The 17,099-nt window shown below is 72.5% G+C and carries 14 protein-coding genes; 3 read left to right on the forward strand and 11 right to left on the reverse strand.

Going from position 1 to position 17,099, the window contains the following annotated elements:
* Positions 1-8: 8 nt before the first annotated feature.
* From ACQP1S_RS26480 to ACQP1S_RS26490, 3 genes are read right to left on the reverse strand one after another with little or no spacing between them, the layout of a single operon-like run.
* Entirely contained in the window at positions 9-788 is a 780-nt protein-coding gene (locus tag ACQP1S_RS26480) for a phosphoadenylyl-sulfate reductase (protein WP_432900301.1), read from the reverse strand.
* Positions 785-943, reverse strand: coding sequence for an IS1 family transposase (locus tag ACQP1S_RS26485; protein ID WP_141723017.1), 159 nt, complete (start codon positions 941-943; stop codon positions 785-787). Before ACQP1S_RS26485 ends, ACQP1S_RS26480 begins: the two co-directional genes overlap by 4 nt.
* Entirely contained in the window at positions 940-2,661 is a 1,722-nt protein-coding gene (locus ACQP1S_RS26490) for a nitrite/sulfite reductase (protein WP_363667669.1), read from the reverse strand. Before ACQP1S_RS26490 ends, ACQP1S_RS26485 begins: the two co-directional genes overlap by 4 nt.
* Positions 2,662-3,268: 607 nt before the next feature.
* Between ACQP1S_RS26490 and ACQP1S_RS26495 the strand changes: the two genes are divergently transcribed.
* Complete coding sequence (locus ACQP1S_RS26495) at positions 3,269-4,864, forward strand: glycosyltransferase family 39 protein (RefSeq protein WP_432908350.1); 1,596 nt, start codon at positions 3,269-3,271, stop codon at positions 4,862-4,864.
* 18 nt (positions 4,865-4,882) lie between these two features.
* On the opposite strand, the gene ACQP1S_RS26500 is transcribed toward ACQP1S_RS26495, so the two are convergent.
* From ACQP1S_RS26500 to ACQP1S_RS26520, 5 genes are all read right to left on the reverse strand, one after another.
* Positions 4,883-6,418 carry a glycosyltransferase family 39 protein gene (locus ACQP1S_RS26500; RefSeq protein ID WP_432900302.1) on the reverse strand — a complete coding sequence of 512 codons (1,536 nt, stop codon included), beginning with the start codon at positions 6,416-6,418 and terminating at the stop codon, positions 4,883-4,885.
* A complete protein-coding gene (locus tag ACQP1S_RS26505; RefSeq protein WP_432900303.1) occupies positions 6,415-7,413 on the reverse strand; it encodes a glycoside hydrolase family 26 protein in 999 nt (332 codons plus the stop codon). Before ACQP1S_RS26505 ends, ACQP1S_RS26500 begins: the two co-directional genes overlap by 4 nt.
* Positions 7,410-9,062, reverse strand: coding sequence for a glycosyltransferase family 2 protein (locus tag ACQP1S_RS26510; protein WP_432900305.1), 1,653 nt, complete (start codon positions 9,060-9,062; stop codon positions 7,410-7,412). The genes ACQP1S_RS26505 and ACQP1S_RS26510 overlap by 4 nt, the downstream gene beginning before the upstream one ends.
* A 257-nt stretch (positions 9,063-9,319) precedes the next feature.
* Positions 9,320-10,843 (reverse strand): sensor histidine kinase, encoded by a 1,524-nt coding sequence (locus tag ACQP1S_RS26515; RefSeq protein WP_091241232.1) that lies wholly within the window; start codon positions 10,841-10,843, stop codon positions 9,320-9,322.
* Between the two features lie 52 nt (positions 10,844-10,895).
* Entirely contained in the window at positions 10,896-11,927 is a 1,032-nt protein-coding gene (locus tag ACQP1S_RS26520; protein WP_432908353.1) for an SIS domain-containing protein, read from the reverse strand.
* A gap of 189 nt (positions 11,928-12,116) precedes the next feature.
* On the opposite strand from ACQP1S_RS26520, the gene ACQP1S_RS26525 reads away from it, so the two are divergent.
* Positions 12,117-13,943 carry a tetratricopeptide repeat protein gene (locus ACQP1S_RS26525; protein WP_432900308.1) on the forward strand — a complete coding sequence of 609 codons (1,827 nt, stop codon included), beginning with the start codon at positions 12,117-12,119 and terminating at the stop codon, positions 13,941-13,943.
* Positions 13,944-14,124: 181 nt separating this feature from the next.
* Here ACQP1S_RS26525 and ACQP1S_RS26530 read toward each other — a convergent pair whose 3' ends face one another.
* On the reverse strand, positions 14,125-15,714 hold the full coding sequence (locus ACQP1S_RS26530) for an MDR family MFS transporter (RefSeq protein ID WP_091241245.1): 1,590 nt from the start codon (positions 15,712-15,714) through the stop codon (positions 14,125-14,127).
* 111 nt (positions 15,715-15,825) lie between these two features.
* Here ACQP1S_RS26530 and ACQP1S_RS26535 point away from each other — a divergent pair, with 111 nt between their 5' ends.
* A complete protein-coding gene (locus ACQP1S_RS26535) occupies positions 15,826-16,392 on the forward strand; it encodes a TetR/AcrR family transcriptional regulator (RefSeq protein ID WP_432900309.1) in 567 nt (188 codons plus the stop codon).
* 68 nt (positions 16,393-16,460) lie between these two features.
* Here the strand turns inward: ACQP1S_RS26535 and ACQP1S_RS26540 are convergent, their stop codons facing one another.
* A complete protein-coding gene (locus ACQP1S_RS26540; RefSeq protein ID WP_432900311.1) occupies positions 16,461-16,715 on the reverse strand; it encodes a flavin reductase in 255 nt (84 codons plus the stop codon).
* Positions 16,712-16,993 (reverse strand): hypothetical protein, encoded by a 282-nt coding sequence (locus ACQP1S_RS26545; RefSeq protein ID WP_432900313.1) that lies wholly within the window; start codon positions 16,991-16,993, stop codon positions 16,712-16,714. The genes ACQP1S_RS26540 and ACQP1S_RS26545 overlap by 4 nt, the downstream gene beginning before the upstream one ends.
* Positions 16,994-17,099 lie beyond the last annotated feature (106 nt).

The following is a 17,099-nucleotide window of genomic DNA, read 5'->3' on the forward strand; positions in this document are numbered from 1 at the left end:
CGGCCCGGTCAGAGGTGCAGACCGCACTCGGTCTTCTCGAACATGGCCCACCGGCCGGACCGGGGGTCCTCCCCCGCCTTGGTCCGGCGGGTGCAGGGCCAGCAGCCGATCGAGCCGTAGCCCCGGCCGAGCAGCTCGTTGACCGGGATGTCGTAACGGGAGATGTAGGAGTCCACGTCGGCCTGGGACCAGGCGGCGATCGGGTTCACCTTGACCTTGCCGCGTCGGGGGTCGAACGTCACCACCGGCGTGTTCGCCCGGGTCGGCGACTCGTCCCGGCGCAGCCCGGCGGCCCAGGCGTCGTAGCCGGACAGGGCCCGTTCCAACGGCTCGACCTTGCGCAGCTGGCAGCAGTCGTCCGGCGAGCGGTTGAACAGCCGGGGCCCGTACTCGCCGTCCTGCTGGCCGACGGTCTGCCGGGGGCGGATCGACCGGACGTTCACCGGCAACCGGCGGGCCACCTCGTCGCGGACCCGCAGCGTCTCCGGGAAGTGCAGGCCGGTGTCGAGGAAGACCACGTCCACCCCGGGGGCGACCCGGGACACCAGGTGGGCGAGCACGGCGTCGGCCATCGAGCTGGTCACGCAGACCCGGTCCCCGAAGGTGTCGGCCGCCCAGCGGGCGATCTCCAGCGCCGGGGCGCCCTCCAGCTCACGGCCGGCCCGCTCGGCCAGCGCCCGCAGCTCGGCGGGGTCGCGGCGGGTGGGATCGCGGCGGGCCGGGTCGGCCAGCTTCGGGCCGCCGGGGCCGACCAGCCCCAGGCCCGTGGCGGACAGCAGGCCGGTCACCGGGTCACCGCCCGGCTGAGCAGGCCGTTGAACTTCACGGTGAAGACCCGGGCGCAGGCGTGGCACTCCCAGGCGCCGTGTCCGGCCTCGTTCGGCCGCAGGTCCTCTTCGCCGCAGTACGGGCAGTGCAGCGGCGCGGATCGGGTTTCGCTCATCGGAGTTCCTCCTCGTCGACCCTGATCACCCAGTTGGCGAACGTCTCGCCCTCGGTCCGGCCGGCCAGGTAGCGGCGGGCCAGTCGTTCCACGTACTCGGGAAGCTCGTCGGCGGTGGTCTTCAGGCCGCGCAGCTTGCGGCCGAACCCGGCGGTCTGGCCCTGGGCCATCCCCAACCCGCCGCCGAGGTGCACCTGGAAGCCCTCCACCTGCTGGCCGTCGGGGCCGACCACCAGCTGACCCTTGAGGCCGATGTCGGCGACCTGGGTGCGTGCGCAGGCGTTCGGGCAGCCGTTGATGTGGATGGAGATGTCCGCGTCGAAGTCGCGCAGCCGCTCCTCCAGCCGGGCCACCAGCTCCTCGCCGCGCGCCTTGGTCTCGACGATGGCCAGCTTGCAGAACTCGATCCCGGTGCAGGCCATGGTGCCCCGCCGCCAGGCCGACGGCCTAGCCTCCAGGCCGATCCCGCGCAGCTCGTCGACCAGGGACTCGGTCCGCGCCGGCGGCACGTCGAGCACCAGCAGCTTCTGGTACGGGGTGAGCCGCACCCGGTCGCTGCCGTGCGCCTCGACCACGTCGGCGAGCTTGGTCAACTGCCCGCCGGAGACCCGCCCGACCACCGGGGCGGCCCCGACGTAGTTGCGCCCGTCGCGCTGCCGGTGCACGCCGATGTGGTCGACCGGCTTGTCGGGCAGTTGCGGGGCCGGACCGTCGAGCAGGGTACGCCCCAGGTAGTCCTTCTCCAGCACCTCGCGGAACTTCTCCACGCCCCAGTCGGCGACCAGGAACTTCAGCCGGGCCCGGTTGCGCAGCCGGCGGTAGCCGTAGTCGCGGAAGATGCCGACCACTCCCGCCCAGACGTCCGGCACCTCGGCCAGCGGCACCCAGACACCGAGCCGCTTGGCCAGCATCGGGTTGGTGGAGAGGCCGCCACCGACCCAGACGTCGAAGCCGGGGCCGTGCTCCGGGTGATCGACCCCGAGGAAGGCGATGTCGTTCGCCTCGTACGGGGTGTCGACCAGCCAGGAGATCGTGGTCTTGAACTTCCGGGGCAGGTTCGAGTAGGCCTTGTCGCCGACGTACCGGCGGACGATCTCGTCGAGTGCCGGGGTCGGGTCGAGCACCTCGTCCTCGGCCACCCCGGCGACCGGGCTGCCCAGCACGATGCGGGGGCAGTCACCGCACGCCTCGGTGGTCTGCAGGCCGACCGACTCCAGCCGACGCCAGATCTCGGGCATGTCCTCGACCCGGATCCAGTGGTACTGGATGTTCTGCCGGTCGGTGATGTCGGCGGTGTCCCGGGCGAACTCCCGGGAGATGTCGGCGATGACGCGCAACTGGGCCAGGGAGAGCTGACCGCCGTCGACCCGGACCCGGAGCATGAAGAACTCGTCCTCCAGCTCGTGCGGCTCCAGCACGGCGGTGCGTCCGCCGTCGATGCCGGCCTTGCGCTGGGTGTAGAGGCCCCACCAGCGGAACCGGCCGCGCAGGTCCTGCGGGTCGATGGAGGCGAAACCGCCGTGGGCGTAGATGTTCTCGATCCGGGCCCGGACGTTCAGCGGGTCGTCGTCCTTCTTGATCCGCTCGTTGGGGTTGAGCGGCTCACGGTGACCGAGGGCCCACTGTCCCTCTCCACGGGGACGACGGGGAGCGCGGGTGGCGGGAACGGCGGTGGCCGTCGGGGTCCCGGGACGGGCCGGGGTGCTGCTGACCGCCATCGCGGCGTCCTCCGTTGTCTCTGCGGTGCCTCGGTGAGAGCGCGGACGCGGCGGCGGCCGGCCCTGGAAGGGCCGAGGACAACGGTGTCGGAACGGCCGGCGCGGAACACGCGCCCGAGACGGATGGGTCGGGCGTCGTCAGTGGGCCGGACAGATCGCGCTGCGCACGCGGCCGTAGTCGACGTGGCGACGGGCCACGAAGCGGCGGACGACAGCGGCGGTCATGCAGCCATGCTCGCACACCCTGCGGAGGTCGGCCAATGACCACGTGCGGCATCCCACATCACGGGCCGCATCCCCACCGTCACCGGGGTCGTGCGGCGACCAGTGAGCCGATGTTGCGGCATCCGACCGGGCGATGACCGCAACATCGGCCCACATGAGTTGATCAAGGGCGACCGGCCCGCCCAGCGGCCCGCGGGCCGCCTGGTGACCTCCGACTCCGGCCGTATCGCCGGAGCCGGTGTGGGACCCTCGACTCGTGGGTGCGATGTCCGGAAAAGGGCATTCGGGTGGGCATTCAGATGCGCACCCGCGTTTCCATGAGCCAGCACCGACGGGCCCGAACGCTGGGCCGGCGGCAGCGGCAGGGTCGCGCGTGGGACGGATGCCGGGGCCGACGGCGGGGTCGGTGGTCTGGGCGGTTCCGCTGCTGGTCACCCTGATCGCCGGTTGCTGGGGGATCAGCCGGGCCCAACCCTGGCGGGACGAGCTGGCCACCTGGAGCGCGGCCACCCGACCGGTCGGGGACCTACTCCGGCTCACCCGCACCGTCGACGCGGCGACGGGGCCGTACTACCTGGTGGTGCACGGGTGGACCGGGGTGTTCGGCGACTCCGTGGCGGCGTTGCGACTGCCCTCGGTGCTGGCGATGGCGGGGGCGGCCGGCCTCACGGGCGTACTCGGGCGGCGGTTGTTCGGGGCACCCGCCGGGCTGCTCGCCGGCCTGCTCTTCGCGGTCCTGCCCGGCACCTCCCGGTACGCGCAGGAGGCCCGGCCGTACGCGCTGGTGACCCTGCTCGCCATGCTGGCCACCGTGCTGCTGGTCCGCGCCCTGGACCGTCCCGGCCGGCTGCGCTGGGCCGGCTACGCGGCGGCCGTCGCCGGGCTCGGCCTGGCCCACCTGCTCGCCCTGAGCCTGCTCGCCGCGCACGCCGTGGCGGTGCTGACCTTCGCGGCCTGGGGCCCGCCCACCAGCGGCTCCACCCGCGAGGCAGCCGCCGGCCTCCGGCCGGGTGCCGACGGACCGGGCGACGGAAGGTGGTGGGGACGACGGCTGCAGGGGTGGGTGCTGGCCGTGTCGGCCGCCGTGGTGGTGCTGGCGCCGTTGCTGGTCACGGCGCAGCGGCAGCGGTCCCACCAGCTCGACTGGGTCGCCGCTGCCCGGCTGGCGGATCTGGCGGCCCTGCCGGGTGCGCTGGCGCAGAGCGGCGTGGTGGGTGGCGTGCTCGTCGGGCTCGCCGCGCTCGGGGCGACCCGCTCGGGGTGGCGGGGCCTGCTGCCGGGTCTCTGCGTACTGCTGCCGGTGCTCCTGGTCTTCGTCGCCGCGCTGGCCGTGCCCCTCTGGGTGCCGCGGTACCTGTTCTTCACGGTGCCCTTCGCCTGCCTGCTCGCCGGTGCCGCCCTCGCCGCGCCGCCGCCCACGGCCCGGGCGGGAGCGGTGGTGATGGTGCTGGCCGCGCTGCTCGGGCTGCCGGACCAGGCGGCGGTACGGCACAGTCACGGCTGGCCGCGCAGCGCGACCGTCGACTACCGGGGGGCGGCGGCGGTGATCGCCGCCGGACAACGGCCCGGCGACGCGGTGGTCTACGCGCCCCGCGACGGTTGGCTCTTCCTCGACCTCGGGATCGACTACCACCTGTCCCGGGCAGCCGAGGGCCGGACAACCGAGGAGCGGGCAACCGAGGACCGGACGCCCGGGGACCGGGCAGCCGGCGGGTCCGCCGCCGGGATGCGACCCCGGGACGTGCTGGTCACCAGGGGCCGGCGGGACCGGGCCGACCTGTGGGTCGACGAGTGCCCCCGGCCCGCCGAGTGCCTGGCCGGCGTGGACCGGGTCTGGCTGGTGGTCGCCGGGCGGCACGACGATCCGCTCGCCGCGGTGCCCGGGGCCAAGGGCGACGCGCTGCGGGCCGGGTTCGCCGTCGACCAGGTCCGGCCCCGGCCGGGGGTCACCGTGGCGTTGCTCGTACGCAGGGGATGAGCGGCGCCACCAGACCGGTCAGGCCGGTTTGCGCTCCAGCAGGACCACCCGGACCCGGTCGAAGCGCTCGACGTGCCGGATCAGGAAGCGCTGCCGCAGCAGGGCCTCCCGGGCCGGCGGCAGCCCGGCCAGCGGATCGTCGAGGTGGCCGGTCTCCACCAGCCAGATCCGCCGGGTGTCCCCGAGGCAGGGCAGCGGCTCCCGGCACTCGCGGGCGGTCAGCCAGCCGGTCTGCCGGGCCGGGACGGCCACGAAGACGTCCCGGGGGTGCAGCCGGTCGCGCAGGCCGTAGTCGGTGGCCTTGCGGGCCACGTCGCTGGAGCCCCCGAACCCGTCGTTGTACGCGACCCCGTCGCCCGGCTTGACCTGCTTCCCCAGGTAGCGGACCGCGTCGAGGTAGCGGGGCTGCCCGTCGGCCTCGTTGGAGCGCACCCGCTCCTGGGCCGGCAGGGTCTGCCAGGCCAGCATCGGCAGCAGCACCAGCGCGCCGGCCAGCCAGGCCGCCGGCAACCGGTCCCGGGTCAGCAGCCGGGCGGTGCGGCAGACCGCGAACGCGGCGAGCAGCGCCCACGCCGGGACGGTGAACAGGAAGTACCGGGCCAGGAAGAGGTGCACCACGCTGAACGTCAGGTAACCGGCGACCGGGGGCAGCACGGCCCAGATCAGCAGCATCAGCACCGTGGCCCGCCGGCGTGGGCCGGCCACCGCCAGCGCGAGGACGGCGAGCGCCGCGACCAGCGCCAACGCGGCCGTCGTGCCGGTCAGGTTGGCCAGGAAGCGGAGCACCGCGTCGGCGTCGTTCTCCACCCAGGAGATCTGCCCGGACTGTCGGCTGCCCAGGATCAGCACCGGGAGGATGAACAGCCCGGCGATGCCGGTGGACGCCGCCCACCGCCACCTCGGCTCCTCGCCGGGGACCGACCGCCACAGGTGGAACAGGTGCGCGACCACCACCAGCAACGCGACGAAGTGCAGCCAGCCGACCAGCACCAGCAGCACGCCGTACGCCCACCAGCGGCCCCGGGTCGGTCGGTCCACCGCGCGCAGGAAGAGCCAGGTGGCCGCCACCGCCGCCAGGGTGACCAGGGCGTACGAGCGGGCCTCCTGGGCGTACCGGGAGACGGTGGGCAGCAGGGCGAAGACCAGGCCGGCCAGCACCCCGACCGGGGTGTCGAAGAGTCGCCGCCCGATCAGGGTGACCAGCCCGGCGGTGAGCCCGATCGCGATCACCGAGGGCAGCCGCAGGGCGGTCGTCGAGTCCCCGGTCACCGTGGTCAGCACCGACATGATCACGTAGTAGCCGGCGTGCACCAGGTCGATGTTGCCGACCAGCATCCGGAACTGCTCGGCGGAGAGCGACGTGACGTGCCAGGTGACCAGCTCGTCGTTCCACAGGTCCCGGGCGTCCAGCCGCCACCAGCCGAGGCCGAGCGCGACGACGGTCGGCAGCAGCGCCCACCAGCCGCCCCGGCCCCCGGCCCGCACCGGTACGGCCGGGCCGGCGACCTCCGCCGGGTCGGCCTGCCCGGTCCACTGGATCGCCGGCGCGGTCACCTGACGGTCCTGATGTCGAAGCCGAAGGTGTCCTTCGCGGCGGACCGGCGGAACGCACGCAGCGCGGCGTCGTCCCGGTCGATGTTCCACTTCCCGGAGCCGTTGATGTTGAAGTACGCCACCCCCAGGAAGTCCTTGCGTCGGGCCACGTTGGTGAGCAGGTCGGTGATCTGGGCCGGCCGTCGGCTGCTCGGTTCGGCACCGGTCTCCACGATCAGCAACGGCCGTCTGGTGAAGGTCCGGATCTGGGTGATCGTGGGGACGAAGAGGTCCTGGAAGGTCTTCGGCCCCCGGTTGGTGTAGTAGCCGTCCATACCGACCCAGTCGACGTAGGCGTCACCGGGATAGAGCGCCCTGATGCTGACCTTGCGCAGGTAGTTGACGACGTTCGGGGTCCAGGTCCAGATCACGTTGGTGGCGCCCTGCTGGGTGAAGATGTCGTGCAGGTGCCGCCAGGCGGCGACGTACTCGGCAGTCTTGGTCTGCCGGGTGCCCCAGGAGTACCAGTGCCCGTTCATCTCGTGGGCGAAGGTGAGGGCGATCGGCAGGTTGAGGGTGCGCACGGCGGTCGCGAACTCCTTGATGTACGCGTCGTGCCTGCCGGCGGCGATGTCCCGCAGCGGCACGTCGTACGGCTCCCAGCGGATCACCGCCAGCGCACCGTACTGGTGCAGCTCACGGACCTTGCTGGCGGCGAACCTGTCGTCGAAGCTCTCGAAGATCGCCACCAGGTTCGGGGTCTTGCCGGTCTCCTCGGCGAACGTCCGGACCCGGCCCATCTCCGCGCCGCCGGTCACGGTGACGCCGAGGTACTTGCCCTTCGGCGACTTCAGCGCGGTGACGTCGTACGCCGGGATCTGTTCCTGGGCGGCGGCGACCCCGCCCGGTCCGCCGCCGGACCCGGTGACCTTGATGTCGACCCTGCGCAGCACGGCGACCTCGGTGAAGGCCAGCGCGAGCACCACCAGGAAGGTGATCAGGTATTTCGTCCTCACCGGACGACCTCGACGTCCTTCTCCGGGTCGACCAGCAGCGCCTGCCCGACGACGGCCAGATAGAACACGGCGCTGAGCAGGGCCGGCACGAAGATCCACGGGGCCGGCTCGACGAGCATGCGCCAGCCGGCGACGCCGGCCCAGACCAGGCCGGTGCCGGCGGTCCAGACCTTCATCCCGGTCCACAGCCGTCTGGTCTTGCTCTTCTTGGCGGTGCCGCCGGTGGGCTGCCAGCCCATCCGCCGGCCCCGGATGATGTCGATGATGGCGAAGGCGTGCGCCCAGCCGTAGATCATCTTGACCGTCCAGCTCTCCAGGCTGTAGCGGTTGCGGTGCCAGAACGGAAAGATGATCATGTTGTAGACCACGCTGGGCAGGATCAGCAGGTAGTTGGCGAGCGCGATCTGGTGCGCGAACGCGCTCAGCATCAGCACCGGGATGATCGGCGCGACAAAGGTGAACAGCCCGGTGTGCAGGTAGTAGCAGAAGCCGGAGATGTAGCTGAGCCGGGACCGCAGCCGCAGCTTCGTCGACCAGAACTTCCTCGACCCGAGCAGGCTCATCGAGCCGGCGCACCAACGATATTGCTGGGTGAAGAACGAGTCCACGTCCGACGGGCAGAGCCCGGCGGCCAGCACGACCGGGATGTAGCGCAGGTTCCACCCCTGCATCCGCAGGTCGAAGCCGGTGTGCACGTCCTCGGAGTGCTCGATGAGGGTGGACCCGCCGATGGAGAAGAGCGCGTCACGGCGGTAGATCGCGCAGCTGCCCACGCAGATCGCCGAGTCGTGGGCCTGCCGGGAGACCTGCACCGAGCGGTAGAACAGCTCCTGCACCGCCCCGGCGCCCCGCTCCACCCAGGTCTGCCCCAGGTGCACCCGGAAGTACTGCGGCGACTGCACGATGCCCGCCCTGGGCTCGGCGTCGAACCAGGGCAGCATCTGGTCGAGCATGTCCCGGCGCGGGACGAAGTCGGCGTCGAGCACCAGGATGAAGTCGCTCATGGTGCGCTCGAAGGCGTACCGCATGTTGCCGGCCTTCTTGAACCAGCCCCGGTTGGGTCGGCGCTGGTAGACGAAGCCGAAGGCGAGCGCCATCCGCTCCATCACCTCGTTGGGCGAGTCGTCGAGCACATAGACGGTGACCTCGCCCCGGTAGTGGCCGCCCATCGTCCGGACGTGCTCCCAGGTGTTGCGCAGCACGTGCGGGGGCTCACCGCAGACCGGCAGGAAGACGTCGACGCTCGGATAGCGGGCCGGCCGCCAGGTGCGGACCAGCTCCTGGTGGCGGGCCATGTCGAAGCCCGGAGTGAAGAGGTTCACCGCCAGCGAGATGAGGTAGTAGACGACCGTGAAGAACAGCAGCGGGGCGAGCAGCCAGAGCCACGGGGTGAGCCGGACGAAGAGCAGCTGACTGGTGATCAGGCAGCCGAAGCTGACCAGCGACGGCACCATCAGCGCGGCCAGCCGCCGCTTGCGGTAGGAGACCAGCTCGGCGTCCGTCGGCGGCAACGGCACCGGGGCGTACGCGGGCCGGTGCGCCACGTCGGGGGGCTTGCGGGGGGTCCACTTCGACACCTGACGCGGCACCCGGAACTCCGCGGTCGGCGACAGCACCGCAGCCGGATCGACCGCAGGCGGTGAGGTCATCGCTTCGTCTCCCCCGTTCGCCGGCCGCACGCACTCCCCGACAGGGCGAGCAGGATGTCGCCGGACGCGTCCAGGAAGCCGGGCACGGTGAACTGGCCGTGTCTGCTTGGTGGTGAAGCTAGAAAACTATTCAGTCGGCCGCAAGGTGTCAATGCCCCCGAATCAGCCGAAAGCCTCATCAGATCGCAGATCGTACGTCGCTCTACTCACATTCATCCCGCCGTCACCGGTAGGCAACCGTTCCGCGTGGACCACCCTCAGACCTTGGCCAGCGGAAGCACCAGCACCGCCTCGGTGCCGCCGGTCGGACCGGGACGCAGCTCGATGCTGCCGCGCAACTCCCCGGTGACCAGCGCCCGGACGATCTGCAACCCGAGCCGCCCGCCCCGGGCGGCGTCGAAGTCGGCCGGCAGTCCGCGCCCGTTGTCCGCCACCGAGACGTGCAACTGCTTGCGGTGCCGGTGCGCCGTGACGACCACCTCCGGCCGGTCCTCCGGCTCCGGTGCGTCGACCCCCTCCTCGGCCGGGGGAAAGCCGTGTTCGACGGCGTTGAGCAGTAACTCGTTGAGCACCATCACCAGCGAGGTGGCGATCTCGGCGGGCAACACCCCGAAGCTGCCGGTGCGCCGCATCCCGACGCTCACCTCGGTCGCGGCCACCTCGGTCGCCGCGCTGGCCACCCGGTCGACGATGCCGTCGAACTCGACCGCCTCGTCGCTGGACATGGAGAGCGTCTCGTGTACCAGGGCGATGGAGGCGACCCGGCGTACCGACTCCTCCAGGGCGACCCGGGCCTCCGGCATCGACACCCGGCGGGCCTGCAGGCGCAGCAGCGCGGCGACGGTCTGCAGATTGTTCTTCACCCGGTGGTGGATCTCCCGGATGGTGGCGTCCTTGGTGATCAGGGCCCGGTCGCGGCGGCGTACCTCGGTGATGTCGCGGACCAGGACCAGCGCGCCGATCGGCACCCCGGCGGGCATCAGCGGCAGGGCCCGGGTGAGCATCGTCGCCCCCCGGGCGTCGATCTCCCGGCGGGGCGGGCCCTCGCCGCGCAGCGCGGCGAGGATGCCGTTCGACGCCTCGGTGCCGTCCAGCGGGTCAGTGGCCAGCCGACGGTGCAGCTTGGCCAGATCCTCGCCCACCAGATGGGAGGCGTAACCCAACCGGCGGTACGCCGACTGCGCGTTCGGGCTGGCGTAGGTGACCTTGCCGCCCGCGTCGAGACGGACCAGCCCGTCGCCCACCCGGGGCGCCGAGGTGGTCTCGCCCGGGTGCCGGGGCGGCGGGAAGGTGCCGTCGGCGATCATCTGGGCCAGGTCGTCGGCGGTGGTGAGGTAGTTCAGCTCCAACTGGCTGGGGGTGCGGGCGGTGGAGAGGTTGGTGTCCCGACCCACCACCGCGATCACCTCGCCGGCCTCGCCGTCGGCGGTGCGCAACCGGACCGGGATCGCCTCGTGCCGGGCGGGCACGTCGCCGTACCAGACCGGGTCGCCCTCCCGCCAGATCCGGCCCTGCCGGTAGGCCACCTCCAGGTGGGCCACCTCCGGCCCGCCCACGATCCGCCCCACCTGATCGTCCAGGTAGGCGGTCGGGGCGGTCGTCGGGCGGACCTGGGCGACGCAGAGGAACGTGCCGTCGTCGTCCACCGGCACCCACAGCAGCAGGTCGGCGAAGGACAGGTCGGACAGCAACTGCCAGTCCCCGGCGATCCGGTGCAGGTGGTCGATGTCGGCCGGGCGGAGCTGGGTGTGCTCCTCGGCGAGGTCGCGCAGCGTGGACACGAGACACAGCGTGCCACGCCCACCCCGGCCCCGTCCCGCTGGCCGGCCCGGCTCACATCGTCGCGGTGACCTTCTTCAGGCCGCGCGGGGCGTCCGGGTCCTCACCCCGGGCCAGCGCCAGGGCGAGCGCGAGGCGCTGCAACGGCAGGATGTCCAGCAGCGGGGCGTACCGCTCGTCGACCTCGGGCACGGCCATCCGGGTGGCCCCCTCGACCTCGGCCGAGCCGACCACCACCACGTCGGCGCGGCGCTCGCCGAGCCGGGGCAGCACCTCGCCCATGGACCGGCCGCCGGGGCCGGAGCCGACCACGGCCAGCACCGGCACGTCCGGGTCGGTCATCGCGAGCGGGCCGTGCAGCAGGTCCGCGCCGGAGAAGGCCAGCGCCGGCAGGTACGACGTCTCCATCAGCTTCAGCGCCGCCTCGCGGGCGGTCGGGTACGCGTACCCCCGGCCGGTGGTGACGAGTTGGCCGGCGAACCGGTAGCGCGGGGCGAGCTGGGCCGGGGTGGGGTCGGCGAGGGTGCGCTCGGCCAGCTCGGGGAGGCGTTCCAGGGCGGCCCGCTGGTCGGCCGGCAGCCCGCCGTCGCCGGCCCGGACGCCCTCCACCAGCAGCAGCAGGGCGAGCAGTTCGGCGGTGTACGTCTTCGTCGCGGCGACCGCCCGCTCGTGCCCGGCGGCGATGTCGAGGCCCAGCTCGGCGGTCTGCGCCAGCGGCGAGTCGGGGTTGTTGGTGACCGCCAGGGTGAGCGCGCCGGAGGCACGGGCGGTGCGCAGCACCTCGGTCAGGTCGGGTGAGCCGCCGCTCTGGCTGACCCCGACGACCAGCGCGTCGGAGAGGTCGGGGCGGGCCCCGTAGACGGTGACCGCGCTCGGCGAGGCGAGCCCGGCGGGCAGCCCGAGCCGGATCTCGGTGAGGTACGCCCCGTAGAGGGCGGCGTGGTCGGAGGTGCCCCGGGCGGTGAAGACGACGTGCCGGGGGCGGCGTTGCGCGACGGCCGCCGCGACCCGGGCGATCGCCCCGGTGTGCTCGGCGGAGAGCAACCGGGCGTAACCGGCGGGCTGCTCGGCGATGTCGGCGGCCATTCCGGCCCCTGGCTGGGTCACGGAGACCCCCCTCCCTGCGCGTTTGGCGCGCGTTTCATGTTCAGTCTTGCACGATCGAGCCGTTCTCACCAACGCTGCGAGCACTAACGCGCAGGAGATCCACACTTGTTGCCGGCATCCCCTACGCTTGCCCAGCCCTGGCAACCCCCCTGCGAGCGAGAGGCCGACGTGTCGGAGGAGCCACCCGCGCTGACCGCGGCGGAGGAACTCGCCCTCGCCCGGCTCGCACTCGCCGAGGGCGACCTGGCCCACGCCGCCGACCACCTCGCCGCCGCGCTGGTGCTGGCACCGACCCTGCCCGACACCCACGAGACGCTCACCCGGATCGCCACCGCGGCCGGCGGCGATCTCGACCTCTTCCCGCTCGGCCACCGCGCACACGTCGGGGCCGTCGTCGCCCGCGCCCACCTGCTCGCCGCCGCCGGCCGCCCGGCCGAAGGACTGGACCTGCTCGTCGCCGCCACCGGCCACGCCCCCGGCGTCGACTGGGCCGGGGTGCCCTGGGTGACCGACCCCGAGCTGGCCGAACGGCTCGACCCGGACCGCTGCGCCCGGATCCTGATGCAGGTCTGCGCCGCGGTGCCCGACCCGGTGCCCCGGATCGGCCGGGCGCCCCTGCGGCCGTACCTCACCCTGGCCCAACACGCGGTCACCGCGCACCCCCGGCACGCCCTGCTGCTCGGCGCGGCGTCCGCGCTGGCCCGGCGGCTCGGCGAGGCCACCCTCGCGGTCACCTGGGCCAGCCGGGGGGTACGCGTGACGCCGTCCAAACTCGGCGAGGTCTGGCTCGGGTACGCCTACCGCAGCGCCGGCCGCACCCGGGAGGCCCTGGCCGCCCTGGAACGGGCCGTCGCGCACGACCCCGACGACCTCGCCGTCTATGCGGACATCGCCGGCACCCTGGCCGACCACGGTCAGCTCGACGAGGCCCTCGGCTGGACCGACCGGGCGCTGGCCCGCGACCCGACCTTCGACTGCGCGGTGCACACCGCGCACCGGCTGCGGTTCCTGCGCGACGGCGACGTCGGGCACCTGGTCGCCCTCGCCGACTTCACCCGGGACCACCCCGACGACACCCACGAGCACACCGACCTCGCCGAGTCCTGCCGGGGACGCCCCTGGCTGGGGCAGGTCACCCCCGCCGTCGGCGCGATGGTCGACGCGCTGCGCCGCGCGCTCGCCGCCGACGGCCTCCCCGACGCGGCGGTACGCCTCGACACGGTCGAACCGCCGAGCGCGATGCGTACCGTCACCGCCGCCGTGCCCGGCCTCTACGTCGAGGTCACCGGGGTCGCCGACCCGGACCCACGCGAGCCGCGCCGGGCCACCGAGTACCAGCTCTGGCACTACGAGGGCAGCACGGCCGCGCCCACCCTGCCGGCCCCGTCCACCGTCGCCGCCGACCGGGTACGCCAGCTCGCCCACCCGGCCTGGCCCCACCCGCCGGCCGCCTACGACGCGGCGGTCGGGCTGGCCACCCTGGAACTGGCCGACCTGCTCGGCCTGCTGGTACACCCGCCCGAGGCACCGCCGACCGCACTGGGCCGGGTGCTCACCGGCCAGGACCCGTCACTGTGGGTGCGCTGCGTCCAGGTCTGGGCCTGCCTCGGCCTGCTGCACCACCGCACCGACGAACCGTGGGCCACCTCGACCCGCCGTCGGGTGCTGGTGGAACTCATCTGGGGCGTCGAGGACTGGATCACCGAGGCGGCGCTGTTCGCCCTGGTCACCGCCGCCTGGGTGGACCCGCAGGTGCGCCCCGACGTGGCCGGGCTGGTGGCCGAGCGCCTCGCCGACGTGGCGACCGTCGCGCAGGGTCGACCGGTGCCGATCGCCATCTCCCTGGCGCACCTGGCGCTGGCCACCCCGAGCGTGGACCAGGACACCACCGCGCTGGCCCACCGGCTGCTCGCCACCCCGGTCCGGACCCACCGGACCGGTCGCCTGGCCCGCGCCTGGCGTCGCCTCACCGCCCGGCTCCACCGCCGCCCCTGACGGCAAGATCCACTCCCTTGTGGCGAAGTAGCGGATCCGTGCGGACGGATACCGCTACTTCGGCCCAGGAGAGTCGATCATGCGCGCGGAGAGGCGGAAATGGCGCGCGGAGAGGCGGAACGGCGCGCGGCCGACCCGTACCCCCGGATGGGGACGGACCGGCCGCGACGCGCGGGTGGGGTCAGGAGATCGGGGCCTTGCCGAGGGCGACCTCGGCCTGCTCCTCGGGCGTGGCGTCCGGCGGCGGGACGTCGTTCGCCGTGCGGAGCGGGATCTCCCTGATGAACCAGGCGAGCACCGGCACCGCGATCGTGATGATCATCGCCCAGAAGAAGACGTGCGAGATGGCGTCGGAGAGGCCGCCGAGCACCACCTCACGGGCCTGCGTCGGCAACTCCTTGAGCTTCGTCAGGTCCATCCCCTGGCCCTCGCCGGTGCCACCCTCGAAGGCGCTGCCGGCCGCCGAGCCGGCGAGCCGGTTGGCGAAGATCGCACCGAAGAGCGAGATGCCGAACGAGCCGCCGATGGAGCGGAAGAAGGTGGCCGCGCCGCTGGCCGCGCCGAGGTCCTTCTGCTCCACGCTGTTCTGCGCGATCAGCATCGAGGTCTGCATCAGGAAGCCCATGCCGGCACCGAGGACCAGCATGTAGAGCGACGACGCGAGCTTGCCGGTGTCGACCTCCAGCCGGGACAGCAACGCCATGCCGACGGCCATCACCACGCCGCCGACGATCGGGAACATCCGGTAGCGCCCGGTCTTGGTGATGGTCCGGCCGACCACCAGCGACACCACCAGCATGCCGAACATCAGCGGGAGCAGGAGCAGCCCACTGTTGGTGGCCGAGGCGCCCTGCACGGTCTGCTGGTAGAGCGGCAGGAAGTTCATCGCGCCGAACATCGCGAAGCCGAGCAGGAAGCCGATCATCGAGATCAGCGCGAAGTTGCGGTTGGCGAAGAGGCCGAGCGGCAGGATCGGCTCGGCGACCCGACGCTCGACGAGGCCGAAGGCCACCAGGCTCACCAGCGCCAGCACGGCGAGGCCGAAGATCTGCGGGGATGCCCAGTCGTACTCGTTGCCGCCCCAGGTGGTGACCAGGACGATCGCGGTGATGCCGACGGAGAGCAGCGCCGCGCCCAGCCAGTCGATCCGGTGCTCGGTGCGGTACTTCGGCAGGTGCATGCGGGTGGCCAGGATCAGCAGCGCCAGCCCACCGAGCGGCAGGTTGACGTAGAACGCCCAGCGCCAGGAAAGGTTGTCGGTGATGAAGCCGCCGACCAGCGGGCCGGCGACCATGGCGATCGCCATGATGCCGGCGATCATGCCCTGGTAGCGGCCCCGCTCACGGGGCGGCACCAGGTCACCGATGATCGCCATCACGCCGACCATCAGACCGCCGGCACCGAGACCCTGCACGGCCCGGAACGCGATCAGCTCGACCATCCCGTTGCCGCTGCCCCCCAGCACCTCCGAACCGGACATCCCGCAGAGCGCCGACCCGATCAGGAAGATGACCACCGAGGTCAGGAAGATCGCCTTGCGGCCGTACAGGTCGCCGAGCTTGCCCCAGATCGGGGTGGAGACGGTGGTGCCCAGCACGTACGCGGTCACCACCCAGGTGAAGTGGTTGACGCCGCCGAACTCGCTGACGATCCTCGGCAGCGCCGTGCTGACGATCATGTTGTCGAGCATCGCGAGCATCATCGCGATCATCAGACCGAACAGCACCACCCGGATGTTGGGTTTCACCGTCGCCTGGGTTTCCTGAGTCATGGGTAAGCTCCCCCGGAGATCTGTCGCACTTACTTGCCGCCCGGCTAGTCACCTTACTAGCCGCACGGTAAGTTGGACAGCGGGACCCGTCAAGCGAATTGGGTGGTAAGGGTGAGTCAGAGCACAGGCGGCACGCGGGAGCGCATCCAGGCCGTCGCGCTGGAGCTCTTCACCGAGCAGGGCTACGAGAAGACCTCGCTCCGCGAGATCGCCGAGCGGCTCGGGGTGACCAAGGCCGCCCTCTACTACCACTTCAAGAGCAAGGACGAGATCGTCAACAGCTACGTCGAGGACCGGTTGCACCGGATGGACGAGCTGATCGACTGGGCCCGCGACCAACCCGCCACCCGGGCCACCCGGCAGGCCCTGGTCAGCCAGTACGCCGACACGATGTTCGCCCCCGGGCAGTCCGTCGTGATGCGCTTCTTCGAACAGAACCAGACCGTGCTCAAGAGCCTCGTCGCCGGCCAGCAGATGCGCGAGCGGATGTTCCGCCTGGCCGACGCGATCTGCCAGGGTGACGACTCACCCCGGGCCCAGCTACGGGCGACGCTCGTCCTGTTCGCCGTGCACAGCAGTTGGTTCGCCGTGCGGACACCGGACATCAGCGACGACGAACGCAAGAAGATCGCCCTTGAGGTGGCCGACGAGTTGCTGACCGGCATCGACGAGAGCTGACCGGTCGGACGAGACCCGGGGCGCACGGACGGCCGGCGACGCCGGGGCGGGCCCGGGGAGGAGAAGGGTCAGTCGGTGGGCGGGCGGGCCCAGGTGAGGAAGCGGTCGGTCACGTCGACCGGGCGACCGCTGTCGAGAGACGCGAGGTGGTCTTCCGCTTCCGCTTTCCAGCCCGCGAGCAGCGTCAGCAGCCGGGGCCGGTTGTCGGCGTACTTCGCGAGCAGTGCGAGTTTCGCCTCCCCGCAGGGCCACGGGTGCGCGTCCACCCGGCACAGCCAGGTCGGGGGTAGGGGCGTGTGCCAGCCCGGGATCACACCGGTCACGAGGTCGACACCTTTCGCGCGACCGGCCTGCGGGCCACCGGCCTGCGGACCGGGGCCTTCAGGCGCCGAGCGCCGGAGGGCTGGAGGAACAGGGTCCGCCGGGAGACCGCGTCGCCGGCGGCGTCGAGCACGTACGCGTCGATCCACACCCACCCGTCGTACGTGTGCCAGTCGGTCAGCACCCGGATGACCCGTACCGTGATCGGCCGGACGAACTGCACGCTGGCGGCGCGGGACAGCCGCAGCACGTCGCCGGAGCGAACCAGCGGCGGGGTCACCGCGCGGGCCTCCGCTCCCGCCAACGGTGCTCGGGAGTGACGTTCGCCAAGCGTCCGGGACCCCGCCACGGCGGGATGACCGGGCCGATCGGACCCGGCAGGTACG

This window comes from Micromonospora matsumotoense (assembly GCF_050951065.1).
GTDB lineage: Bacteria > Actinomycetota > Actinomycetes > Mycobacteriales > Micromonosporaceae > Micromonospora > Micromonospora matsumotoensis.

Coding starts and splice junctions, on each gene's coding strand:
- ACQP1S_RS26495 (WP_432908350.1), top strand. CDS start 3,269: ATGCCGGGGCCGACGGCGGGGTCGGTGGTCTGGGCGGTTCCGCTGCTG.
- ACQP1S_RS26485 (WP_141723017.1), bottom strand. CDS start 943: ATGAGCGAAACCCGATCCGCGCCGCTGCACTGCCCGTACTGCGGCGAA.
- ACQP1S_RS26490 (WP_363667669.1), bottom strand. CDS start 2,661: ATGGCGGTCAGCAGCACCCCGGCCCGTCCCGGGACCCCGACGGCCACC.
- ACQP1S_RS26520 (WP_432908353.1), bottom strand. CDS start 11,927: ATGGCCGCCGACATCGCCGAGCAGCCCGCCGGTTACGCCCGGTTGCTC.
- ACQP1S_RS26510 (WP_432900305.1), bottom strand. CDS start 9,062: ATGACCTCACCGCCTGCGGTCGATCCGGCTGCGGTGCTGTCGCCGACC.
- ACQP1S_RS26530 (WP_091241245.1), bottom strand. CDS start 15,714: ATGACTCAGGAAACCCAGGCGACGGTGAAACCCAACATCCGGGTGGTG.